This window comes from Claveliimonas monacensis, assembly GCF_014982975.1.
Classification (GTDB): domain Bacteria; phylum Bacillota; class Clostridia; order Lachnospirales; family Lachnospiraceae; genus Claveliimonas; species Claveliimonas monacensis.
In genome coordinates this window covers 354,026-376,179 of sequence record NZ_JADCKL010000001.1, presented here as the reverse complement: position 1 = coordinate 376,179, position 22,154 = coordinate 354,026, and the positions used below count along the sequence as shown (strand labels likewise).

Annotated in this window: 24 protein-coding genes; 1 reads left to right on the top strand and 23 read right to left on the bottom strand. The window is 51.5% G+C overall.

The genetic code is table 11. The annotated features are described in order from the left end of the window. Positions 1 to 30 precede the first annotated feature (30 nt). From INF30_RS01765 to INF30_RS01725, 9 genes are all read right to left on the bottom strand, one after another. On the bottom strand, positions 31 to 579 hold the full coding sequence (locus tag INF30_RS01765) for a Holliday junction resolvase RecU (protein ID WP_076777423.1): 549 nt from the start codon (positions 577 to 579) through the stop codon (positions 31 to 33). Positions 580 to 581: 2 nt separating this feature from the next. After that, positions 582 to 1,586, bottom strand: coding sequence for an RluA family pseudouridine synthase (locus INF30_RS01760; RefSeq protein WP_226394038.1), 1,005 nt, complete (start codon positions 1,584 to 1,586; stop codon positions 582 to 584). Positions 1,587 to 1,599: 13 nt separating this feature from the next. After that, complete coding sequence (locus tag INF30_RS01755; RefSeq protein ID WP_226394037.1) at positions 1,600 to 2,175, bottom strand: hypothetical protein; 576 nt, start codon at positions 2,173 to 2,175, stop codon at positions 1,600 to 1,602. 1 nt (position 2,176) lies between these two features. Continuing rightward, positions 2,177 to 2,959: an SDR family NAD(P)-dependent oxidoreductase gene (locus INF30_RS01750; RefSeq protein ID WP_226394036.1), complete on the bottom strand. Its 783-nt coding sequence runs from the start codon at positions 2,957 to 2,959 to the stop codon at positions 2,177 to 2,179. Between the two features lie 60 nt (positions 2,960 to 3,019). Beyond that, positions 3,020 to 4,951: a YgiQ family radical SAM protein gene (locus INF30_RS01745; protein WP_226394035.1), complete on the bottom strand. Its 1,932-nt coding sequence runs from the start codon at positions 4,949 to 4,951 to the stop codon at positions 3,020 to 3,022. Continuing rightward, on the bottom strand, positions 4,948 to 5,667 hold the full coding sequence (locus tag INF30_RS01740) for a pseudouridine synthase (protein WP_226394034.1): 720 nt from the start codon (positions 5,665 to 5,667) through the stop codon (positions 4,948 to 4,950). The genes INF30_RS01745 and INF30_RS01740 overlap by 4 nt, the downstream gene beginning before the upstream one ends. Continuing rightward, entirely contained in the window at positions 5,664 to 7,052 is a 1,389-nt protein-coding gene (locus INF30_RS01735) for an RsmF rRNA methyltransferase first C-terminal domain-containing protein (protein ID WP_226394033.1), read from the bottom strand. The genes INF30_RS01740 and INF30_RS01735 overlap by 4 nt, the downstream gene beginning before the upstream one ends. 67 nt (positions 7,053 to 7,119) lie before the next feature. Further along, complete coding sequence (locus tag INF30_RS01730; RefSeq protein WP_311135988.1) at positions 7,120 to 7,752, bottom strand: M23 family metallopeptidase; 633 nt, start codon at positions 7,750 to 7,752, stop codon at positions 7,120 to 7,122. Positions 7,753 to 7,889: 137 nt separating this feature from the next. Then, positions 7,890 to 9,338, bottom strand: coding sequence for an aminoacyl-histidine dipeptidase (locus INF30_RS01725; protein WP_226394031.1), 1,449 nt, complete (start codon positions 9,336 to 9,338; stop codon positions 7,890 to 7,892). A gap of 121 nt (positions 9,339 to 9,459) precedes the next feature. On the opposite strand from INF30_RS01725, the gene INF30_RS01720 reads away from it, so the two are divergent. Then, on the top strand, positions 9,460 to 10,407 hold the full coding sequence (locus INF30_RS01720; RefSeq protein WP_226394030.1) for a transporter: 948 nt from the start codon (positions 9,460 to 9,462) through the stop codon (positions 10,405 to 10,407). A 24-nt stretch (positions 10,408 to 10,431) separates the two neighbouring features. Here INF30_RS01720 and INF30_RS01715 read toward each other — a convergent pair whose 3' ends face one another. The 14 genes from INF30_RS01715 to INF30_RS01650 form a co-directional block, all read right to left on the bottom strand. Further along, positions 10,432 to 11,058, bottom strand: a complete 627-nt coding sequence (locus tag INF30_RS01715; RefSeq protein ID WP_076777433.1) for an ATPase — start codon at positions 11,056 to 11,058, stop codon at positions 10,432 to 10,434. Then, positions 11,055 to 11,552, bottom strand: coding sequence for a pantetheine-phosphate adenylyltransferase (gene coaD / locus INF30_RS01710; RefSeq protein WP_076777434.1), 498 nt, complete (start codon positions 11,550 to 11,552; stop codon positions 11,055 to 11,057). Before coaD ends, INF30_RS01715 begins: the two co-directional genes overlap by 4 nt. Then, positions 11,546 to 12,115: a 16S rRNA (guanine(966)-N(2))-methyltransferase RsmD gene (rsmD, locus tag INF30_RS01705; RefSeq protein WP_226394029.1), complete on the bottom strand. Its 570-nt coding sequence runs from the start codon at positions 12,113 to 12,115 to the stop codon at positions 11,546 to 11,548. The genes coaD and rsmD overlap by 7 nt, the downstream gene beginning before the upstream one ends. 220 nt (positions 12,116 to 12,335) lie before the next feature. After that, positions 12,336 to 12,542, bottom strand: coding sequence for an alpha/beta-type small acid-soluble spore protein (locus tag INF30_RS01700; protein ID WP_076777436.1), 207 nt, complete (start codon positions 12,540 to 12,542; stop codon positions 12,336 to 12,338). Positions 12,543 to 12,605: 63 nt separating this feature from the next. Further along, the gene (gene recG / locus INF30_RS01695; protein ID WP_226394028.1) at positions 12,606 to 14,636 is read right to left on the bottom strand and encodes an ATP-dependent DNA helicase RecG; all 2,031 of its coding nucleotides are present in this window, start codon (positions 14,634 to 14,636) and stop codon (positions 12,606 to 12,608) included. Positions 14,637 to 14,734: 98 nt separating this feature from the next. Beyond that, a complete protein-coding gene (locus INF30_RS01690) occupies positions 14,735 to 16,393 on the bottom strand; it encodes a DAK2 domain-containing protein (RefSeq protein ID WP_264176838.1) in 1,659 nt (552 codons plus the stop codon). A gap of 44 nt (positions 16,394 to 16,437) precedes the next feature. Beyond that, complete coding sequence (locus tag INF30_RS01685) at positions 16,438 to 16,797, bottom strand: Asp23/Gls24 family envelope stress response protein (RefSeq protein ID WP_076777439.1); 360 nt, start codon at positions 16,795 to 16,797, stop codon at positions 16,438 to 16,440. Positions 16,798 to 16,945: 148 nt separating this feature from the next. Next, positions 16,946 to 17,131 (bottom strand): 50S ribosomal protein L28, encoded by a 186-nt coding sequence (gene rpmB / locus INF30_RS01680; RefSeq protein WP_076777440.1) that lies wholly within the window; start codon positions 17,129 to 17,131, stop codon positions 16,946 to 16,948. 113 nt (positions 17,132 to 17,244) lie between these two features. Continuing rightward, entirely contained in the window at positions 17,245 to 17,397 is a 153-nt protein-coding gene (locus INF30_RS01675) for a hypothetical protein (RefSeq protein WP_173829255.1), read from the bottom strand. Positions 17,398 to 17,471: 74 nt separating this feature from the next. After that, the gene (locus tag INF30_RS01670; protein ID WP_076777441.1) at positions 17,472 to 17,882 is read right to left on the bottom strand and encodes a GerW family sporulation protein; all 411 of its coding nucleotides are present in this window, start codon (positions 17,880 to 17,882) and stop codon (positions 17,472 to 17,474) included. Positions 17,883 to 17,903: 21 nt separating this feature from the next. Then, positions 17,904 to 18,917 carry a DUF2953 domain-containing protein gene (locus INF30_RS01665; RefSeq protein WP_226394026.1) on the bottom strand — a complete coding sequence of 338 codons (1,014 nt, stop codon included), beginning with the start codon at positions 18,915 to 18,917 and terminating at the stop codon, positions 17,904 to 17,906. Position 18,918: 1 nt separating this feature from the next. Then, positions 18,919 to 19,242: a hypothetical protein gene (locus INF30_RS01660; RefSeq protein ID WP_076777443.1), complete on the bottom strand. Its 324-nt coding sequence runs from the start codon at positions 19,240 to 19,242 to the stop codon at positions 18,919 to 18,921. Between the two features lie 53 nt (positions 19,243 to 19,295). Continuing rightward, positions 19,296 to 20,639, bottom strand: coding sequence for a peptidoglycan D,D-transpeptidase FtsI family protein (locus INF30_RS01655; protein ID WP_076780844.1), 1,344 nt, complete (start codon positions 20,637 to 20,639; stop codon positions 19,296 to 19,298). A 37-nt stretch (positions 20,640 to 20,676) separates the two neighbouring features. Further along, entirely contained in the window at positions 20,677 to 22,152 is a 1,476-nt protein-coding gene (locus INF30_RS01650; protein WP_226394025.1) for an FtsW/RodA/SpoVE family cell cycle protein, read from the bottom strand. Between the last annotated feature and the right edge of the window lie 2 nt (positions 22,153 to 22,154).

Below are 22,154 nucleotides of genomic sequence, written 5' to 3'. Positions count from 1 at the left end.
TAAAACTCTTTTGCAATTATACGCACTTTTTTATGTATTGTCAAGTTCGTCCCTCATAGACAGGTCCAGGTTCATAAGATCCAGGTAAGGCAGATAGACATTTGCCTTCATATCCATAAAGAAGCGCGGGTCTAGCTCGTCTATGCGGAAGCTTTTCCGTCCCCCCTGCCGGGAACGGTTCCAGAATTTCAGAAGCTCCTCGAATCTCATATAGTAGGCTCTGTTCTCCCCGCTGAAATAGATGAGGAGAAAGGCCACCCCGCCCTGCCGTTCAAAGCGCTCCATGAAAACGGCCTGGTGCTCGTGGATATTCTGGATAGGGAAGGTAGTCTCCGCACATTCCTTTGCGTCAAAACATACGGGGATCCCCTGGACAACGCCGATGTAATCTACAGTACTGCGCTGTTCGAAATAGGCCAGGGTGATCTGCCTGTGTTCTTTATCCATGCGGACCGGAGTGATAGGGGTGGGGATCTTCTGGATCAGAGCGATATTCTTTTCTGCATACCGCTCATTGGTCCTGTTAATGATATCCTCCAGCTCCGAACCCCGCAGTCCTCTTGTGCTCCATGTTGCCATGTCTACTTTTCCCCCTCTTCTTTAAGAATGCTGGAAAAAAGATCCGGAAGGGGCGCCTCAAAGGTCTTTCCGGACAGGTAGGAAAGGGGGCCGGAAAGATCCGGAAAGACGAGACGGTACGCGTGGAGGAGCTGGCTGTCAAGCCCCCAGTCTCTCTTCCACCGGTCATTCTGTCGTCTGTCCCCGTATTTGTAATCTCCCACAATGGGGTGCCCTGTCCCTGCCAGGTGAGCCCTGATCTGGTGGGTGCGTCCGGTCACAAGGTGGACTTCCAGCAGTGTGGTGTCCCTGTACAGGGCGACCGGCCGGTATTCGGTCTCAATAAAGAGATCTTTTGGTCCCCGCTTCTGTGCGTGGATGGAGACCTTGTTTGTCTTTTCATCCTTCTGCAGCCATCCCCTTATGCGCATAGATTTTTCTACCCGGCCGCTGACCAGACACAGATAATATTTTTTCAGTGTCCTGTCCTTAAAAAGACGGCTCAGCTCCTGCAGGCCTGCCAGGCTCTTTCCCGCGGCGATGAGACCGCTTGTATTCCTGTCCAGACGGTTGCAGACAGAAGGTCGGAACGTGCGAAGCTCCTCTTTTGTAAGCTGCCCGGTTGTGAGCAGGTAGTCGGTCACATACTCGGTCATGGACCACTCCTTGTTGTCCGCTCGCTGGGACAGTAGGCCGGCCGGTTTGTTTAAAAGAAGAATGTGGTCGTCCTCATAGACAATGTTTCCCCTTCCCAGGCGGAAATCTCCTCTTTTCCCCGGGAGAGACTTCTCTTTTGAAGCAGGGGCTTCTTCTGAAAACTGGTCAATGGTCTCCTGGGAGAGGAAGAGGCGCACCACGTCGCCTGAGGACAGCTTCTCGCTTCCGGCTGCCTTCTTTCCGTTGAGGACGATATTCTTTTTTCTGAGCATTTTATAGAAAAAGCTTTTGGGCGCCTTTTTCATATATTTGGCAAGAAATTTGTCCAGGCGCTGTCCTGCTTCGTTTTCTGTTATCTTTAATTCCTGCATGTCTCTTGCTTTCCTACATGGAGATATTGAGAAGGATCCGGCGGATCCGGTTCTCTCTTTTCCTGTGTTCGCTCTGCTCCACCTGAGCAATGCTGTTCAGCCCTTCTGCCCGTGTTAGAAAGGGCGTGTAGTCGGAAAAGATCTTTACGGTGATCTTGGTCAGACGGTTTTCCTCCAGGATGTTCTTAATATGTCTGGCTGCCTCCTCCGGGACAGTCTTTTTGTTGGGGGCATAGCCGCAGACTGTATTGCCGGAGATGACCACTGCCTCCACGGGCATGATCTTTTCACGGCTGGTGATGACCAGGTCAAAAGCTGTGGTAAGAAGAGGTGCCTTGTCCTGGATCTCAGCCGCCTTTTCCTGGTCAGCGGTCCTGTAGGGCAGCACGGTGATAAGACCCACCAGCATTTTGCAGGCAGGCAGGCAGCCCACGATGGCTACCACAGTAAGCAGATTCAGCTTAGTGCCGGTCTGCATGTATCCCAGTACCAGGAGGGCGATCACGATGCCAAACTCCAGGAGAGTGAGCAGTAAAAGCCGTATTTTTCTGGCGTTCAGATAGCCAGGTGTTCCTTTTTCAATCTTCATCTTAAGTCAGACTCCTTGTATTCATTTTGTTCATAAACCAGTCGGTCAGTCTGTCGGGAGCGATCTTGGCGGCAGTCCGCGCTCCCTGCATGGCTGCGCCATAGACAGACACCCTGCGGCGCTTCCTCACGTCAGACAGAGCTTTTCTCACGACCTTTCCGGGCTGGGCCATAAGCTTCTTTCTGGCTCCGCCTGCCGGATCTCCGGCTGTCCGGAAGAAAGCTGTCTCCACAGGTCCGGGGCACACGGCAGTGACAAAGATCATTTTGTCAGCCAGCTCGCGCCCCAGGGCTCTGCTGAAGCTGAGCACGTAGGATTTTGTGGCTCCGTACACCGCTGCCCCGGGCTGGGGTGCAAATGCGGCAGCGGAGGCCATATTGACGATGCGGCTTCCCCTGTTCATATAGGGGAGGCAAAGGCTGGTCAGATGGGTCAGGGCCACACAGTTCAGCTGGATCATCCCTGTCAGGGTATCGGTGTCTGACTGGGAGACCGGGGCATTGCACCCGGTCCCGGCACTGTTGACCAGCATGCGGATATCCGGCTTCAGTGCCTCCAGGTCCCGCTGAAGATGGTAGTAGATATAATTCCTGGTGAGATCGCTGTCGTAGATGCGGCAGTAGATGCCGCTCTCCCGTGTCAGCTCTTCTCTGAGCTGTTCCAGCTTGTCGCTGCTGCGGGCGATGAGCCATATCTCATCCAGATTCCGGTAGAACTTCGGTATCTGTCTGGCAAACTCCCTTCCAAGTCCGGAGGAAGCGCCGGTAACAATCGCTGTTTTCATATAAATCCCTTCTTTATCAATTATCTATACTTGTCTGCGTGTTACAACTTTCCCTGGCTGTCAGGCTTTCTTTTTATGTATATTGCGGATTATCTTTTTCTTTCCGCTTTTTCTGGCCCCTCTCTCCCCCGGACCAGATGCGTACGGATTTTTGCGCGGTTTTTTCTGGACAATGCCGCTTTCCTTCTCTTTTGGCTTCCTGGGCCGGATCAGACACTTTCTGTCAAATCCTACCAGGTCCATCCGCCCCTCACGCTTCAGGGCCTCCAGGACCAGGTCATAATTCTTCGGATCCCGGAACTGGATCAGAGCCCGCTGCATAGCCTTTTCATGCGGATTTTTCGGCACATAGACTTTTTCCATATTCCTGGGATCTACTTCTGTATAGTACATGCAGGTGGAAATGGTGGAGGGGGTGGGATAAAAATCCTGGACCTGCTCCGGCATCACGCCCAGATCCCGCAGGTACTCTGCCAGGGCGATGGCCTCCTTCAGCGTGGAGCCGGGATGGGAGGACATCAGGTAAGGGACAAGGTACTGCTTTTTCCCGAGCTGTCGGTTGATCTTCTCGTATTTCTGAACAAAAGACTGGTAGACACTGTTTTCCGGTTTTCCCATTTTCTGAAGTACGGAATCTGCTATGTGCTCCGGCGCCACCTTCAGCTGTCCGCTCACATGGTACATGCACAGCTCCCTTAAGAAAGTGTCATCTCTGTCAGCCATCACATAGTCAAAGCGGATGCCGGAGCGTATGAACACTTTCTTAACACCAGGCACATCTCTTAGTTTCCGTAATAATTTTACGTAGTCTTTATGGCTGACTTCCATATTTTTACAGGGTTTTGGAAAAAGGCACTGCCTTCTGCTGCACACGCCTTCTGTCAGCTGTTTTTTGCAGGAGGGCTGCCGGAAATTGGCGGTGGGGCCTCCTACATCGTGGATGTATCCTTTGAAATCCTGATCCTGTGTCATCTGCCGTGCCTCTGAAAGCAGGGACTCGTGGCTCCTCGTCTGGAGGATACGACCCTGGTGGAATGTCAGCGCACAGAAACTGCAGCCTCCAAAGCATCCCCTGTTACTGACAAGGGAGAACTTGACTTCCTGGATGGCGGGGATTCCCCCTGCCTCCTGGTAGGACGGATGCCAGGTACGCATGTATGGATAGCTGTATACCTGGTCCAGCTCCTCCTGGCTGAGAGGTTTGGATGGCGGATTCTGGACCACAAAGCAGTGATCGGAATAGGGTTCTACCAGCCTCCTGCCGGAAAAAGGATCTGTGTTGCAGTACTGGGTATAAAAGCTTTTGGCGTAGTTTATCCTGTCTCTTTTCAGATCTTCGTAGGAAGGCAGGATCACAGGATCGTAGACACTGGACAGATCCCGCACCTTGCACACAGTCCCATCGATATAGGTGAGATCCCGGATGGAGAGACCAGCATCCAGCGCTTCTGCAATGGCTGCGATGGACCGCTCACCCATTCCGTAGGAAATAAGATCTGCTCCTGAGTCCAGCAGAATGGACCGCTTCAATGTGTCGGACCAGTAGTCATAGTGGGCGAGACGGCGCAGGCTGGCTTCAATGCCCCCGATGATGACCGGCGTGTGTTTGTACACCTGCCGGATCAGATTACAGTACACTACGACAGCGTAGTCCGGGCGTTTTCCCATGACGCCGCCTGGAGAGAAAGCGTCTGTACGGCGCTTTCTCTTTGCCACTGTGTAGTGGTTGACCATGGAGTCCATGTTCCCCGCTGACACTAGAAAAGCCAGCCGTGGCTCCCCGAACTCCATGATACTCTCCCGCTTCCGCCAGTCCGGCTGAGCCAGGATGCACACTTTATATCCAAGGGACTCTAAAAGTCTTGTGATGATGGCATGGCCAAAGGAGGGGTGATCCACGTAGGCGTCCCCGGACACATAGACGAAATCCGGCTGGCTCCATCCTCTGTCCTCCATCTCTTTTCTGCAAATCGGTAAAAATCCCTGTTTCATTCTTCTTTTAACCTCTTGATCTCATGTTCAGTGAGAGGGCGGTACTCGCCCGGGGCAAGGCTGTCATCCAGACGCAGCGAGCCCATGGACTCCCGCTTCAGATAGGTTACCTCCATCCCCTGGGAAAGGAACATCCGCTTCACCTGGTGGAATTTTCCCTCCCGTATGGTAAGGCGCACCCGGGACAGAGACTGGCCTGCCTCAAGGATCTCCAGCCTGGCGGGCATAGTGACCAAGGGTTCCTCCTCAGTGCCGATATTGACCCCTCTCTGGAAGGCTGCCCTGGTTTCCTCCGTCACATGACCCTGCACCTCCACGTAGTAGGTCTTGTCCACATGGTGTCTCGGAGACAGAAGTCTGTGTGATAAAGCGCCGTCATTGGTGATCAGAAGGAGTCCCTCTGTATCTTTGTCGAGGCGCCCTACCGGAAAGAGATCTTTTCTCTTCTTATACTGGATCAGATCCAGGACGGTCCGGTCTCTTTTGTCTTCCGTGGCGGATACAACCCCAGCCGGCTTGTTGAGCATGAAATACTCTTCCGCCGCGTAGGAGACTTTTCTTCCATCCAGGCAGACTTGGTCTCTTTCATCCACCTTGCGCTCCGGCGAGCGGACCTGCTCACCATTGACAGTGACAGAGCCTCTGCGGATATATTTTTTTACTTCCTGGCGGGTGCCCTCACCCATGTCTGCCAGGTATTTATCTAATCTCATCATACGGACTGCCATCTCCATCCCGGCAGATATTTGTTCTTGAGAGTTCCGCCGGCCAGTTTACCCCAGCCGAGAGGATACCCGTCCACACAGAAGAGATGCCAGCCCTTCTGCGACGGGGAGACCAGATCTTCCACGTTCAGGGTCTCGCCTTTCAGATAGCGGACCACCCGCTCATCGCTGCAGGGCAGGCTGATGACCTGGTCAAATTCTTCTGCTTTGAGTGCCATTGCCAGAGCCTGACTGGGCTCGAAACGGTTTTTCTTAATCTCGCCCAGGAGAAGCCCTGTCCGAAGGAAACGGATCCCCCGGATATCAGAAAGTCCTTCGGGCATATAATAAACCCTTTCGCCGTGAATATCCAGTCTGGACGGGCTTAAATCTATCTTAAGTTTCTCTAAAAACTTTTCCAGTTCCTCAGGCAGCTTTCGGTTTCTCCGCTTCAAAGGCTCCTTTATTTCCGGCCCGGATACCTGCTTTCCCTTTTGGAGCAGGGCCAGGAAATGCCCCTCCCCGTGCATCCTGTGGGGGAAGATGCGGACCGTATCAGCCAGGGAGGGGTCTCCGTTCTGGACCAGATCCGGCCTGCCGGGAGCAAAGCCCTGGTAGGGATCTATGGGGCAGACATGGAATTCCGGCCGCTCTCTTAAAAGGTGGGCAATGACCTCCTCGTTTTCCGACGGGTCAAACGTGCAGGTGGAATAGAGCATCATGCCTCCCTCCTTCAGCATGGAGGCCGCCTGCAGGATGATATTTTTCTGTATCTTTGAAAAAAAGGCGGGACCGTGTTCTTCCCAGGCCTTTACCATCTTCCGGTCTTTGCGGAACATGCCCTCCCCGGAGCAGGGAGCATCAATGAGGATCTTGTCAAAGAACGAGGGGAAGAACTCTGCCAGGCGTCCGGGTTCTTCGCTGGATATAAGAACATTTCCTATACCGAAAAGTTCGATGTTCTTTAAGAGACCCTTGGCTCTGGAGCTGCTGATGTCGTTGGCGGCAAGAAGGCCTCTCCCACCCAGCTTTGCCCCCAGCTCTGTTGCCTTGCCGCCGGGGGCGGCGCACAGATCCAGCACTCTGTCGCCGGGTTCCACAGGAAGCCTGCTTGCCGGTGTCATGGCGCTGGGCTCCTGCAGATAGTAGAGGCCTGCAAAATAATAGGGGTGCCTGGCAGGGGATACTTCCTCCCCATTATAGTAAAAACCATTTTCAATCCAGGGAACTTCCCGGATCTTAAAAGGACAGATCCTGCGAAAGTCTTCCACAGATATTTTCTTTGTGTTGACCCTGAGCCCGTAATACCTGGGTTCCTCGTAACAGGCTATATATGATGGGAATTCGTCGCCCAGAAGGCGTTTCATTTTCTCTTCAAACTCAGATGGGAGTTTCATCTTTTTCCTCCGTTTTTATCTTGTAGTCATCTGATAAAGTATAACACAGATGGGCAGATTACACCAGCTAAGAATATTGGTATTTCAGCCGGTGCTCCTCCAGCGATCGCAGCAGATAGTAGGGATTTACACTGATCTCCTCCCCTGTCCCCCAGGAGTAAATGCCAAGGTGGAGGTGAACATCAAACTCACCTTTGGTTCCCTCCGGCCCATAGCCAGAATCTCCCATAAATCCCAGCAGCTGTCCTGCCTTCACTGTATTCCCCTCACGGATATCCGTGTAGGAGTCCAGGTGTGCATAGTAATAGTAGACGCCCTGGGGAGAAGTGATGCCGATCCTCCACCCGCCCAGCTCCAGCCATCCCAGATTGGTGATGGTCCCGTCAGATATGCTGACGACCGGGTAGATTCCCCTCTCGTTCCTGGCGGCCATGATATCTGTGCCCTCATGGCTGTTCCCTTCCTTGTAGTTTCTCTCGTACATCCAGGAATCTACGTAGGACACGGTGAGAGAAGGATCCAGGGAGGACGCAGGTACAGGGAAATAGATGCTGTCCTCTTCCACCTGCTTAAGGAATGTTCTGCACTCCCGGGAGAGAAGGGTCTGGTCCTTGCGCATGCCGGGGGAGAAAAAGTCCTTTCGATAGGAGGCAGATGAGATGGTTCTTGAGGCCAGCGTGTTCTGTCGTCCTTTCTCCATAAGACATCCAATCCCGAGAACACAGAAAAAAGAAAATAGTAATACAAGAAGGAGCAGCCTTCCGGCTTTTATTTGTGTCAATGCAAAACTCCTTTTTGTATTACTATATGAATGACTACAGGTATTTTAGTCGTGTACTATCTGCATTTGGCAAGAACGGCCTTAAGATAGTCGTAGCATCTCTCTGTGGAGGCGATATCCAGTTTCTCGCGGACAGAGTGCACATCCAGAATGTCCGGGCCAAAGGATACGCAGTCCAGATCCGGACGCTTGCCAAGGAACAGGCCGCACTCCAGACCGGCATGGATGGTGATGACTTTTGGATCCTCGCCGTACATCTCTTTGTAGGTATCTACCATGATCTCGCGAAGAGGTGAGTGCTCTTTGTACATCCAGCCCGGATAGTCGCTGTCTGCTGTAAAATCAGCATCGAAGAGAGCTGCAAGAATGCGCAGTCTTTCCTGCAGTGCCTCCTTCTTGCTGTCTACTGAGCTTCTGACAAGGGTACATATGGTGAGGACATCGTCTTTCACGGACATGACACCGGGATTGAGAGAAGTCTCTACCAGCCCTGCAAGTCCGCGGCTGTAATCCTGTGTGCCGTTGGGCATGAGATAGAGATAGTCAATGACCTGTGTGGTCCGCTCCGGTGCAGCAGCCTCCAGCTCCTTCTCCCCTGCTTCTTCCACCGTCACTTTAAGGCCGGGCTCTTCTCCCATAAATTCTACATCCCATGTCTCCTTCATTGCCTGTGCAGCTTTCTCTATCTTCTCCAGGCTGCCTGCAGGTGCCAGGACAGAGGCAGTGCAGTCCATGGCGATGACATTCTCTTTACTTCCGCCTGACAGGCTCACAAGCTGAAGGCCAGTCTCCTGGTTCAGCTGATGGAGAAGCTGTCCCATGAGCTTCAGGGCATTTCCCTTCTGCATATGGATCTCTGCTCCGGAATGTCCGCCTCTCAGGCCGGAAATGCGGATCACAAGAGAGAGTCCGCGGCTGGTCTGCCGGTCAAGGGCAAATGAGGTGCGGCAGGTGATCCCTCCTGCACATCCGCAAGTGAGGTATCCTTCTTCCTCTGAGTCGATATTGATCAGTTTTGTTCCTTTTAAGACACTCAGATCCACAGCCATAGCACCGCCCATGCCGGTCTCTTCATCTGTGGTAAACAGAGCTTCCAGAGGCGGATGAGGAATGTCCTTGCTGTCCAGAATAGCCAGAGCCATGGCGATAGCAATCCCGTCGTCTCCTCCCAGGGAAGTGTTTTTTGCTTTGACGAAACCATCCTCAATATACAGGTCAAGCCCATCCTTTTTAAAATCGTGATCGGAATCTTCTGTCTTCTCGCAGACCATATCCAGATGTCCCTGGATGATCACAGGCTCACTTGTCTCGTAGCCCTCTGTTCCGTTCTTTCTGATGATCACATTATTTGCTTCATCCTGGATAACCTCCAGTCCCCGCTCTTCGGCAAAGCGAACACAGTAATCGCTGATCCGCTTCGTGTCAAATGTCCCGTGGGGGATGCTGCACAGCTCCTCAAAAAAGTGAAAAACTGCTTTTGGTTCCAGATTGTCAAGTACTGCCATTGTATTACTCTCCTTTGTCTTATATGATTGTCTTCCTCTATTGTGTCACGGAATACATAAAAATGCAAGCCACACCATAAAATAAACCAGATCTTCTTTTACGCACCGGAGGTGCCATCCCATGAAACGCCGCCTCTTCACACTGGCAGTCATCTTCTTTTTCTTTGTCATGCTTCTCTTTCCGGGGCCTGTGTTTGCGGGGGCAAGCCAGGGGATCCTGCTCTGGTTCCGCACTGTCCTTCCCACCCTTCTCCCCTTTATGATCGCTGCCAATCTGATGGTGCGCACAAGTGCAGTGCACTATATTTCCCGCCTGGCAGGCGGTGTGCTGGGGCGGGTGCTGAAGGTGTCGGGGTGCGGGGCTTTTGCGGTCCTCTCCGGATTTCTCTGCGGATATCCCATGGGGGCAAAGGTGACGGCAGATCTCTTGAAGGAGGGAAAGATCTGCAGGGATGAGGCAGGGTATCTGCTGTCTTTTTGCAACAATACGAGTCCCATGTTTATTGTAAGCTATGTGGTGATGCAGAATATTGAAAGGACCGCCTACTTTGTCCCGTCTGTGGCCATTCTCTTTCTGTCTCCGGTTGTGTGCAGCCAGTTTTTTTACAGGATCCTCCGAAAAAAATACGATGACAGCCTGGACGCTGCCGGAAGATTTAAGAGTCCTATCGGAGGGAGACGCACCTTTTTTTCCTTTGATGTACTGGATCGCTGTATCATGGACAGTTTTGATTCCATCACACGTGTGGGCGGGTATATTATGCTCTTTTCTGTCTGCACAGAGCTGGCCTTTCTGCTCCCGGGAACCGGAGGGGCTACATCCGTGTGTCTCTTTTCATTTTTGGAGATCACAGCCGGCATTCCTATGCTCTCCGGGCTGGAGGCGGCCTTCCCGGTGCGGTGGGTGCTGATCATGGCTCTAACATCTTTTGGCGGATTCTGCGCGTCTGCGCAGACCTACAGTATGATCCAGGGCACTGGGCTGAAAATCTCTGTCTATCTCATAGAAAAGCTGGTCACCGCAGTGGTGACCAGCTGTATGTGCATCCTCTATCTGTGTATGTTCTGACAGGAGTATACGAGGCAGGATTTCTTACTCCAGCTCGATGCTGTCTTCCTCATAGGCCTCTACCGGCTCCTCCGGTGTTCCGTACTCGGCTTCCAGCCCTCTTGCAGACTGATCCGGGATCTCCAGCTCGGAGCGGTTGTTGCGTACCATGTCGTAGCACTCCTGGAGGGAGTTGACAAGGCCGTCATATTTTGTCGTGTAGCTGTCCAGCGTGTGGCCGATGATGCTCTCCGCGTTGGCAAGGAGGTCATCTGTGTACTGCATAGCCCCGATACGGATGTCGTTGGCATCGTTGGTGGCGTTGTCCAGGATCTGCTGTGCCTGCTCTGTGGCGGCTGTCACGATCTCATTTGCCTGGGCATAGGCCTGCTGCATGATCTCGTGCTCGCTGACCAGCTCAGATGTCTGGATCTGTGCCTCCTGGAGCATGCTGTCTGCCTTGGCCTGCGCATCAGCCAGGATAGCGTCTTTATTTGCAATGATCTTCTGATAGCGCTTGATCTCATCCGGTGTCTTCATACGGAGTTCACGGAGAAGCTCGTCTATCTGATCCTTGTTTACAATGATCTTTGTGGTGGACAGAGGCTGAAATTTACAACTGTCGATGTACTCCTCGATCTCTTCGATAATCTGTTCAATACGGCTGCTCATAATTTACACTCTCCTTTTTTATCCATTTTTTCCTGCATTCGCTCTATTACGATATCAGGTACAAACTGTGAGATGTCTCCCCCGAAAGCGGCTACTTCCTTTACTGTGCTGGAGCTCAGATAAGAATACTCCAGGCCGGTGGTCAGAAAGATCGTCTCCAGATCCGGCTCCAGCTTGTGATTGGTCTGGGCCATCTGAAGCTCGTACTCAAAATCTGTGATGGCACGAAGTCCTCTCACCACCATCTGCGCTTCCATTTTTCTCACAAATTCTACCAGCAGTCCCTCAAATGGAATGACTTTTACATTTGGAAGATTTTCCACTGTTTTCTCTAGTATTTTAACACGTTCTTCTACGGAAAACAACGGACTTTTTGCGTTATTTACCAATACTCCGACGATTAATTCATCCACCAGTTTTGCGGATCGTGTAATGATGTCCAGATGTCCGAATGTGACCGGGTCAAAACTGCCCGGGTAAACCGCTCTTAACATATTTCTTTCCTCCCCGAAGGCTCTATAAAGACGTGCTTATTCGTCTTGTAGACTTTCTCTTTTATGATTTGAAATCCCAGCTCATCCAGATAGTCGAAGGAAGTATCCTTTGCGGCCTCCACGATGATCACGCCCTGGTGCGCCAGAAGATCGGACTCAGCCAGATAGGTGAGCACCTGCTTTTCCAGCTCCTGGTTGTAGGGGGGATCCATAAAAATGTAGTCAAACTGTTTCTCCCCCTCCAGCCGGTAGAGGGCTGTCATCACATCGGAGGAGATGGTGAGAGCTTTCCGCTCCAGGTGAGTATGTTTCAGATTGTCCTTTATGCAGGCCATGGCTTTTGGATTCTTCTCCACAAAGACAGCCTCCATGGCTCCCCGGCTCAGGGCCTCGATCCCGATCCCGCCGCTGCCGGCAAAAAGATCCAGAAAAATACAGTCATAGAGATAGGGGGCCAGCATATTGAAAAGCGTTTCCTTTATGCGGTCCGTTGTGGGGCGGGTGTCAAGCCCGTCCAGCGTTTTCAGCTGCAGGCTTCGTGCAGTTCCGGCGATCACACGCATGAAATCACATCCTTTTTGTTCATTTGGGACGTAATACTTTTAAAAAGTATTACGTCCCAAATTATACTAACTGGTGTGTAATTGTGTCAACAGAAATAAACAAAAAGCACCCGACAGATATTATTTCAATCTGCCAGGCACTTTTTGTTTTGATATTTCGGAATTTTCGCAGGTATTTATACACTTTATTTCAGCTGCGCATTCTAGAGCGGTTTTCAGCCTATTTTCCGGCCATCTGTCTCTCCTGCTGTTCGATCATCTTTTTCACCATATAACCCCCAACAGATCCGTTCTGTCTGGAAGTAAGGTCACCGTTGTAGCCCTCTGTGAGCGGTACGCCCAGCTCGCTTGCAACCTCGTATTTGAATTTGTCCAGTGCACCCTTTGCTTCAGGTACTGCTGCTTTGTTAGATGAACGATTAGTCATTTTTATACTCCTCCTTTTTTGTAACATTTTGTTTTGTTGTTACACCGATAGTATATGGAGGATTTATAATATTACACTAGCATTTCCTGCATGCTTTTCCATTTTTTTCAACCATTCAGAATCGGCAGCTTCCGGGGAGGAGACAGCCTCACTGGCCATCTGGAGAAGCCTTGCGTCCTGGAAGACATCCCCCAGCTTAAAATTCATAAGACCGCTCTGGCGGATGCCGAACAGGTCTCCCGGTCCCCGCAGCTTCAGGTCCTCGGCTGCGATCTTGAAGCCGTCGTTGCTCTTGTTTAAGATGTCCAGCCGCTTCTTCGTCTCCTCATCGTGGGAGCCGGTCATAAAAATGCAGTAGGATTGGTATTTCCCCCGCCCCACCCGGCCCCGCAGCTGGTGAAGCTGAGCCAGGCCGAAGCGCTCCGCGTTCTCCACCATCATGACGGTGGCGTTGGGCACATTGATGCCAACCTCGATAACCGTGGTGGAGACAAGTACCTGGATCTTTCCACTGCCAAAGCGCTCCATGATCTCGTCTTTTTGTGCTTGCTTCATCTTTCCGTGAAGGAAGTCGACAGCGATGCCCTCCCCCAGCTCCTCCTGGAGCATGGCAGCATAGTCTGTCACATTTTCCACCTCCAGATGCTCGCTCTCCTCCACCATGGGGCAGATGATGTAGCACTGGCGTCCCTCTGCCACCTGTTTTTCTATAAACCGGTAAGCCGTTTTTCGATAGTTTGTGTCCACCACGCAGTTTTTGATGGGCAGACGGTCGGAGGGCAGCTCGTCAATGACGGAAATATCCAGATCTCCGTACAGGATAATAGCCAGTGTCCGGGGGATGGGGGTGGCACTCATGACAAGAATGTGGGGCATCTGTCCCTTCTGGGCCAGCATCTCACGCTGTTTGACTCCGAACCGGTGCTGCTCGTCTGTCACAACCAGAGCCAGATTCTTGTAGCCTGCCTTTTTCTGGATGAGGGCGTGTGTGCCGATGATGATCTGAGCGGTCCCATCCCCCATCCGCTGGTAGGCCTCCCGCTTCTCTTTTGCCGTCATGGAGCCGGTAAGGAGTTCAGTACGGATGGGAATGTGGTGCTCCTCCAGCATGGAGGTGATGGACTCGTAGTGCTGCTTGGCCAGCACCTCGGTGGGGGCCATGAGAGCGCCCTGGAAACCATTCAGTGCCGCTGTCATAAGAGCCAGAAGAGCGATGACTGTCTTTCCGGATCCTACGTCTCCCTGGACCAGGCGGGACATAGAAAAATCTTTCTGCATATCCGTAAGGATCTCATCCCAGACCCGCTTCTGAGCCCCTGTGAGCTGATAAGGCAGCTCGCGGATAAAGGCGTCTACCTGTGGCTTTGGCGTGATATGGAAATCATTGCGTGCCCGGTCTGTCTCCTCCTTCAGCAGCCGCAGGGAACAGACAAACTGGGAAAATTCCTCGAACACAAGCCGGTTCCTAGCGTGAAAGTACACTTCCTTGTCCTCAGGGAAATGAATGCCGCGCAGGGCATAATTGTACTCTGCCAGCTGATAGCTGAGCCGCAGCGTCTCCGGCAGCAGTTCCCGCTCCAGAGGCAGACTATCCAGTGCCTGGCGGACTGCCTTCATGACCGTATTGTTGGAGAGGCCGCTGGTCAGCGGGTAGACAGGCTGCATGGTATGGAGCTTCTCCTCATACTTGGCAGAGGGGTAGAAAATCTCCGGGTGCTCCATGACAAGGCCGCTCTTTTTCCGGGACACAAGTCCGCGCAGGGTGATGACGCCGCCCCTTGCCAGTGTGTTCCGAAGAAAGGGCATGCGGAACCAGACCACTTTCAGTGTGCCGCTGATATCCTTCAGACAGAGGGACGTAACCTGCATGGACCGGTTCCCTGACACCTGCACTCTGCCGAAAATAGCGCCTGTGACGGTCTGGACTTTGCCCTCCACAACCTCACTGATCAGGACCGGCTCCTCGTACACATCATAGCCTCTTGGATAGTACTGGATCAGGTCCCCCACGGTATGGATATCCAGTTTCAAAAAAAGTTTTTCTGTCTTTTCTCCGATCCCTTTCAGCTCATGGACCGGTGTCAGTTTATTCATACGACAATCTCCTGCTTTACTATCTGATTTTTCCGGACAAAAGAAATAACAGGCAAAACCAATGCCTGCTATTCCCTGCTATAACGTATCCTTTGGATCTATTCTACAGCCAGCACATAATAATAGATGGGCTGTCCGCCGTAATGTGCATCCACATCCACGTCCGGATATTTTTCTTCGATCTCAGCCACAAAGCGCTGCGCTTCCTCCTCTTTCACTTCCTCGCCGTAATACAGACTGATAAGCTCAGAGTCCTCATCTACCAGCTGATCCAGCATCTGCCGTGCGGTCTCCTCGATCTGCGTACCTACAGCAATGATACCCGCATCGCCGATGCCCATGATATCGCCTTCATGGATCTCCTTGTCGTCGATCTTTGTATCGCGCACAGCGTATGTCACCTGGCCGGATTTCACCTGTTCGATGGCCTCCAGCATGGCCTCCTCATTCGCCTTCCCGTCGGCCTCAGGCATAAAGCTGATAATAGCTGTGATCCCCTGTGGTACGGTCTTTGTCGGGATGACGATGATCTCCTTGTCTTTCACAAGAGCTTTGGCCTGGTTGGCTGCCAGGACAATGTTTTTATTGTTGGGGAGGATGAAAATTGTGTCCGCATTTACATGATCCACTGCATTGAGCATATCCTCTGTGCTCGGATTCATGGTCTGTCCACCCTCAATAATGTAATCAGCACCCAGTTCACGGAAGATCTCATTGAGTCCTTCGCCTATGGAGACAGTAATGAATCCCATGGGCTTTCTGGGCTGCGCAGCAGCGGCCTTCTCCTCCGCTTCCTTCTGCTGTTTTGCCAGCTTCTCAGCGTCACGGATCAGCTTCTCCTGGTGTTCCTCGCGCATGTTGTCGATCTTCATGCGGGAGAGCTGGCCATAGGTGAGGGCTTTCTGAATGGCAAGTCCCGGATCATTTGTGTGTACATGGACTTTCACCACGTCCTCATCAGCCACGCAGACGATGGAGTCGCCAATGGACTCCAGATAAGCCTTGAATTCATGCTCATCTGTCTCTGTGAACTCTTTCTCTGTCATAATGATAAATTCGGTACAGTAACCAAACTTGATATCAGCCGCGGACTCAGCGGAAACTTTCTGCTGGCCGGCCAAGGCAGATCCGGCACTCTCGGATGCGAGAGAGCTGTAATCAATCTCCTTGCCAAGGAAAGCATCGTAGGCACCCTTCAGGACTTCCATAAGTCCCTGTCCGCCGGAGTCCACAACACCTGCCTCCTTCAGAACCGGAAGCATGTCCGGAGTCTTTGCAAGGACTGCATCTCCCTCCTCAAGCAGGGCAGGGATGAACACTTCCAGATCATCCGTGGTCTCAGCCAGTTCACTCGCCTTCTCAGCGATGCCCCTGGCAACGGTGAGGATCGTCCCCTCCTTTGGTTTCATGACAGCCTTGTAGGCTGTGTCCTTGGCACGCTCGCAGGCTGCCGCGAGGTTTTGTACATTGATCTCCTGCTCATCCCGCAGAGCCTTTGTAAAGCCACGCAGAAGCTGGGATAAGATCACGCCGGAATTTCCCCTTGCACCCCGAAGAGATCCAGATGAGATAGCCTTCGCCAGAGATTTCATATCCATGTCAGCGAGAGCTGTCACTTCTTTTGCCGCCGCCATGATGGTCAGCGACATATTCGTACCTGTATCGCCGTCCGGCACAGGAAACACGTTGAGTTCGTTGATATATTCCTTTTTCGCCTCAATATTCTGCGCCCCGGCAAGAAACATCCTGGCGAGCATATCCACACTTATAGAATTTGTAGCCACTTAAAAGTCCTCCTTAACTAATCGATGACTCTGACGCCTTCGATGTAGATATTGATTTTATCCACCGGCATGCCGGAAAATTCTTCCACTTTGTATTTTACATTGCTGATCAGATTGTCCGTGACAGCGGAAATGCTGACACCGTAGGACACGATCACATGGAAATCAATGGTGATCCGGTTATCCTCTGATATGGTCACCTGGATGCCGTGAGTGAGACTGTCTTTTTTCAGAAGTCTGACAAGGCCATCCTTCACGTTGACCGCTGCCATGCCGACAATGCCGAAGCACTCAACGGCAACAGTACCCGCATATTTTGCGATTACTTCAGGATTTACTGTGATGATACCAAGATCTGTGCTCATGCTTCCCTTCATATAGTTCCCTCCAATGCTCTATTTTCATACTTTGATATAAGTCTGCTTAACAAAGGTATTATACTCTGTTTTCCATTGTTTTACAACAAAAAAAGACTAACTTCCCATGTCTGTATAGGGAAATTAGCCCTCTTTTCTCACTCGCTGATTAAGCACGCTCTACTTTGCCGGATTTTAAGCAAGAAGTACATACATACATTCTCTTTGCTCCGCTCTCTGTTTTTACACGTACAGATTTTACGTTTGATTTCCACATTTTCGGTGTCTTTCTATGAGAGTGGCTGACACTGTTTCCAAAGTGAGCACCCTTTTCGCAAATAGCACATTTCGCCATGACTGCACCTCCTAACGCTCATAATAGTCTGTTCTCCAGACTCGCAACAATCACATTCTATCAGAAGAAGTTCTAAAATGCAAGCATTTCTTTCTGATTTTCAAAAATATTTCTCACTTGTCATCTTTGCAGCAGAAAAACAGTTCATATGCAATCAGAAGACAAAGGATAATACAGAGGACTTCCACAAACAAGTTGGGAAGCCAGATGCTGATCAGAACCCCAACTGCGATCCAAAATAAGGCAAAGCCGGCTACCCGTTTCATAAAGACATCTCCCCCGCACAGGGTTTCTTCTTTCTATCTTATGTCTTGCCGCAGCCGGGCAGAACTTACAGTTCTTACTTTTTCTCCTCTTCTGCTTCGTCCAGAATATCGTTCAGGTCCTCCTCGGACATCTTGCCATTTCCTTTGGAAGTGAAACGGTCCAGCACATCCGGAACCATGTCCAGGATTTTGGTGATGGTATCCTGGTTCTTGATATTTACAAGACGCGTCGTGCCATTCTGGATGACAAGGACAGCGCTGGGAGTCATCTTGCCGCCCAGACCACCTGCACCTTTCTCTTTTTTCTCGCCGCTTTTGTCCCCGTTAAAGGCGCCGGCCCCAACGGCAAAGGACACATCCACGAGGGGAAGAATGATGGTGTCGTTGATATGGATGGCGTCTCCTACCACCGTCCTGGAAGAAATGACAGCGTCCATCCCCTGAAACAGAGCTTCCACAGTCCCTTTAAAATTATTGTCAGCCATATTAGTTAACCTCCTATGTTCTTATGCTTCCGCATGCAGCAATCCCCGTATATCCCGGAAAGTCTCCCGCACTGCCCGGCGCCGGATCAGCTGGAAAACCGCAAAGACGAGACTGGCTGTATAAAGCCGTCCCTCCAGTTTCGCCGCGCCCTGAAAGATCCGTTCCTCAAAGTCGGGAGAGATGCGTACTTCTCCAGGCAGAAAAGGATAGAATACCGCGATCCCTGCCAGCAGCTGCCCTGTGTGATAGGGATCCTCAAATCCAAAGCGCAGAGAAAGTTTGAAATGCCTGGGAAGGACATGTACGAGAAGCCGGATGACTTCCTTTTTTGTAATATAGAATGCCTTTTTATGGATCTCGTCACTTAAAAAATCTGATACCTGCTCTTTCTTTTCCATGAACAGGTCTATTTTATCACAGATCTTGCGAAAAGTACATTTTATCTTTTGAATGACCTGCTGAAGCCGCCGGCATATTTTTTCAAGCGCTTCGCGGATCTTATGGTGCTCCTCTTCATCGCCGGCCCGTGTTTCTTTGCTCCGCGCATAAGTTTCTTCAAGCGCTTCACGAGAAGTTTCAGTTGTCTTCTCAGCTGGCGCAGATGCTGCTGGCGCTTCTTCAATTGTCTCAGTCTTCTGCGGATCTTTTTCATGTTTTTCTTCATGTTCTTCTCCATGCTCTTCCTCCTTCTGCGGTCGAACTTCATCCGTACTCTTTTCCGGCTCCGGTGCCCGGGAAAGTGCCGGCTCCTCTTCCTGACTGTCTGTGCGGAAGCTGCCAAGCTTTTTCCAGGCGATCCTGCCCCTCACAGAAGATCTGCCGTCCTTGAATGCAAACCGTATCTCGAGCAGGCCGAGCAGCCAGGTGACCCGTCCCTGGGCTTTGAAATCCTTTTTGCCTGCATCCCATTTTGCCGCCCCCTGATAGCAGAAAGGGACAAAGAGAATGATACATAGCACTAATAGGAGTATGCCCAGTATGACGGCTAATATGACGCCTGCAATTTTTAAGATCAACAATAAAATATGAAGCATATTACTTTTCCTGTTCCCTGTAGTGTATGTAGCCGCAGACATCTGTCCCCATGTTTGTCTCTATCGTCTCCTGGGTGATCTGTCTGACAAGTTCCAGGGCTTCATCATAGTCACTGGCGATACCTGCGATAAAAAGTCCCTCAGAGGGGTAACCTTTCTGCAGAAGTTCTGCGGAGGAAAGGATCTCCATACGCTCCTGGCCATAGTTGCACAGGGCGACCAGATACACCGGCACCTGGAGTTTTCCCCGGCGCAGACGGCGGATCACCTTCTCCTTCTTCTTTTCCAATCCCTCTGACAGATACAGACGCTTTGCAAATTTCATAACGACAAGTCCTCTTTATACAATCTGCGAGCCGGTACGGTTCCACAGATCTGCTACTGATTATAATAATAACTGTCCAGGATCTCTTTTGCAACATCTACTGCTCTTGTACCGCCGTCAGACTGTTCCACAATCACGCAGATGGCAAGGCTTGGATTGTCCACATCTGTAAATCCGACGAACCAGGAGTGGTTTTTGGAAGAGTCGCCGTCCGCGTACTCAGCCGTCCCGGTCTTGCCGGCCACACTGTAGCCTGCTCCGGAAAAGACGGAACCTGTGCCGTAGTCTGTCACATTCTGCATGTATGACTTCAGCTGTGCCGCTTCCTGGGATGTCATAAGGGATCCATAGCTGTCAGGGGAGACCTCACGGACGATGGAACCTGTATAGTTCGTCACCTGCTCCACCAGGTAAGGGCGCATCAGATTGCCGCCGTTTGCAATGGCGGAAGTGATGAGCGCCATATGATAGGGGCTGACCTGAGTCTCCCCCTGCCCCATGGCTGTCATCATCCTTTCTGAGGAGGAGGCGTTCCCGTCCAGGGAAAAGCTGCTCTTGACCGGGGAGATGTCGTTGCCTGGAAGGGCTTTGTTAAAGAGCAGGTCTCCGGCTGTGTCCCGGTAGCCGGAAATATCCAGCGAAAGTCCGATGTTACAGAAGGATGAGTTGCAGGAGTAGGCAAAGGAGTCTGCCAGGCTGACCGTCCCGTGAACCTGCCCGCCGGCGCAGGGAATGGTCACACCATCGGAGGTGATGGAACCATTGCATGTGTAGACATAGCTGTCATAGTCTGCATGTTCCCGGATATATTCCAGAGCCGTCACGATCTTGAAGGTGGATCCAGGGGCGTACTGCCCCTGGATAGCGCGGTTCAGAAGACTGCTGTCCGGGTCGCTGTTTAAAGCGTCCCAGTTCTGTTCTACTGTGTTGGGGTCAAAGTCCGGCTTGGACAGCATGGTAAGGATCTTCCCTGTGGTGGGTTCCAAGATCACCACAGCCCCCTTATTGTCACCCAGGGCATTGTAGGAGGCCTGCTGAAGGCTGGTGTCCAGTGTGGTCACGACATTGTCACCTATGTTCTTTTCATCCCGGAATTCATTGCTTAGTTTCTCCAGGAAAAAGGCGTTGGAAGTGAGCAGTTCAAAGTTCTCTGTGGACTCCAGCCCGGATTTCCCCTGGCTGGAATACCCTACCACATGGGCATAGAGACTTCCATAGGGGTAGCTGCGGTATTCGCTGCCGTCCTCCGCTGTCTCTGTGGAAGCCAGGACATTTCCGTCCTTATCAAGGATACTCCCCCGCACCACCCGGTCTGCCATGGAGTCCAGCCTTGGGTTGTAGGGGCTGTTGATGATATCCTTGCTCTCCACAATGTTGAAATATCCGATATAGACCATCAGCACAAGGAAGAGAGCTACAAAGGCATAGGTCACTCTAGCGAACTCTTTGTTTACTTCCCGCTTTTTCTTTTTTTCTTTCTTTTCCCGCTGTTTTAACTCTTTTTTGCCCTGACGGCTCAGAGAGGCCTGCTCCTGCCGCCTCTTTTGGCGTTCTTCTTCTTTTCTGAGCTCGTAGCTTCTGTTCTTTCTTTCTTCTTTCAATGCTTTCTTCCTCGTCCTCTCTTAAGATGTAAAGTCCCTGGATGATCGCGAACATGATCAGTGTGCTGATCATGGAGCTTCCCCCGTAGCTGACAAGGGGAAGGGTCACGCCGGTGGACGGAATGAATTTGATCACGCCGCCTATATTCAGAAATACCTGAAAGATGTAGCAGGTTCCAAGTCCCAGCGCCACCAGCTTATAGAACTGATTGTGGAGCTGCATGGCAATGTTCAGGAACATGATATAGCAGCTCACAAATATAAGGATGAGACAGAGGGCAAAAATAAGCCCCAGCTCCTCCGCGATGGCTGAAAAGATAAAGTCTGAGTCCCGCACCGGGATGCTCTCCGGTGATCCCTGGCACAGCCCCATGCCGAACCAGCTGCCGGTTCCGATGGCGAACAGAGACTGAGCTACCTGGTAGCCGCCGCTGTCGTAGGTTGCAAAGGGATCTCTCCACACATTGACACGGGTCTGTACATGGGAGAACAGATAGTACCCTGCCACCGACGCACAGGCCCCGGCGCCGATACCGGCCAGCATATAAAGGGGCTGCCTTGTAGCCACGTACAGCATGACCAGATACACGACAAAAATAATGAGGGCAGCCCCCAGATCTGTGGAAACGACAAGGATCAGAACATGGAGGGCAGCGATCATAGTAGTCACCACCACATTTTTAAACTCGGTAGACTCCTTCAGGCTGGCCGCCACGTAAAATACGAAAATGATCTTCACAAGCTCAGAGGGCTGTATGCTGATGGAGCCGATGGTAAATCCCAGTTTGGCTCCGTAGGAGACTTGCCCCAGCACTGCCACGACGGCAAGGGAAGCCATGCCGGCGATGGCATACAGTTTCCGCAGTTTTGCAAGGCCTTTTACTTTCCGGATAATAACAGGAACAATAAGACTCAGGGCAATGCCGGCAGCCGCAAACACAAACTGCCGCATGGCTGTGCCGTAGTCAAGCCGGGTCAGCATCACAAGCCCGATGCACAGGAGCATGCACATATTGTTGACCACAAGCCGGGATACTCTCGGGTAGATCTTCGTGTATAAAAAGATCGTCATAGCAAAAAGCAAAACCTGGGCCAGATACAGCCCTGCGATCCGGATATCATCCATCTCCAGGTACAGGACCAGGAATGCGATGAGATGAAAAAGGAACATGAGGATGTTCTGCCTGCGCAGCATCTCCTGCTTCTTCTGCATATCATGGTAGCCAAATATTGTGAAGCACAGGTATGTGTACATGATGATCAGTATAATGATCAGATATTTTGAAAGTTCTACAATAATATTAACCAACG

Excerpts from the sequence above, each read along its gene's own strand:
- INF30_RS01765 (WP_076777423.1), bottom strand. The coding sequence starts at position 579 with ATGGCAACATGGAGCACAAGAGGACTGCGGGGTTCGGAGCTGGAGGAT.
- INF30_RS01760 (WP_226394038.1), bottom strand. The coding sequence starts at position 1,586 with ATGCAGGAATTAAAGATAACAGAAAACGAAGCAGGACAGCGCCTGGAC.
- INF30_RS01755 (WP_226394037.1), bottom strand. The coding sequence starts at position 2,175 with ATGAAGATTGAAAAAGGAACACCTGGCTATCTGAACGCCAGAAAAATA.
- INF30_RS01750 (WP_226394036.1), bottom strand. The coding sequence starts at position 2,959 with ATGAAAACAGCGATTGTTACCGGCGCTTCCTCCGGACTTGGAAGGGAG.
- INF30_RS01745 (WP_226394035.1), bottom strand. The coding sequence starts at position 4,951 with ATGAAACAGGGATTTTTACCGATTTGCAGAAAAGAGATGGAGGACAGA.
- INF30_RS01740 (WP_226394034.1), bottom strand. The coding sequence starts at position 5,667 with ATGATGAGATTAGATAAATACCTGGCAGACATGGGTGAGGGCACCCGC.
- INF30_RS01735 (WP_226394033.1), bottom strand. The coding sequence starts at position 7,052 with ATGAAACTCCCATCTGAGTTTGAAGAGAAAATGAAACGCCTTCTGGGC.
- INF30_RS01730 (WP_311135988.1), bottom strand. The coding sequence starts at position 7,752 with ATGGAGAAAGGACGACAGAACACGCTGGCCTCAAGAACCATCTCATCT.
- INF30_RS01725 (WP_226394031.1), bottom strand. The coding sequence starts at position 9,338 with ATGGCAGTACTTGACAATCTGGAACCAAAAGCAGTTTTTCACTTTTTT.
- INF30_RS01720 (WP_226394030.1), top strand. The coding sequence starts at position 9,460 with ATGAAACGCCGCCTCTTCACACTGGCAGTCATCTTCTTTTTCTTTGTC.
- INF30_RS01715 (WP_076777433.1), bottom strand. The coding sequence starts at position 11,058 with ATGAGCAGCCGTATTGAACAGATTATCGAAGAGATCGAGGAGTACATC.
- coaD (WP_076777434.1), bottom strand. The coding sequence starts at position 11,552 with ATGTTAAGAGCGGTTTACCCGGGCAGTTTTGACCCGGTCACATTCGGA.
- rsmD (WP_226394029.1), bottom strand. The coding sequence starts at position 12,115 with ATGCGTGTGATCGCCGGAACTGCACGAAGCCTGCAGCTGAAAACGCTG.
- INF30_RS01700 (WP_076777436.1), bottom strand. The coding sequence starts at position 12,542 with ATGACTAATCGTTCATCTAACAAAGCAGCAGTACCTGAAGCAAAGGGT.
- recG (WP_226394028.1), bottom strand. The coding sequence starts at position 14,636 with ATGAATAAACTGACACCGGTCCATGAGCTGAAAGGGATCGGAGAAAAG.
- INF30_RS01690 (WP_264176838.1), bottom strand. The coding sequence starts at position 16,393 with ATGCTCGCCAGGATGTTTCTTGCCGGGGCGCAGAATATTGAGGCGAAA.
- INF30_RS01685 (WP_076777439.1), bottom strand. The coding sequence starts at position 16,797 with ATGAAGGGAAGCATGAGCACAGATCTTGGTATCATCACAGTAAATCCT.
- rpmB (WP_076777440.1), bottom strand. The coding sequence starts at position 17,131 with ATGGCGAAATGTGCTATTTGCGAAAAGGGTGCTCACTTTGGAAACAGT.
- INF30_RS01675 (WP_173829255.1), bottom strand. The coding sequence starts at position 17,397 with ATGAAACGGGTAGCCGGCTTTGCCTTATTTTGGATCGCAGTTGGGGTT.
- INF30_RS01670 (WP_076777441.1), bottom strand. The coding sequence starts at position 17,882 with ATGGCTGACAATAATTTTAAAGGGACTGTGGAAGCTCTGTTTCAGGGG.
- INF30_RS01665 (WP_226394026.1), bottom strand. The coding sequence starts at position 18,917 with ATGCTTCATATTTTATTGTTGATCTTAAAAATTGCAGGCGTCATATTA.
- INF30_RS01660 (WP_076777443.1), bottom strand. The coding sequence starts at position 19,242 with ATGAAATTTGCAAAGCGTCTGTATCTGTCAGAGGGATTGGAAAAGAAG.
- INF30_RS01655 (WP_076780844.1), bottom strand. The coding sequence starts at position 20,639 with ATGGTCTATATCGGATATTTCAACATTGTGGAGAGCAAGGATATCATC.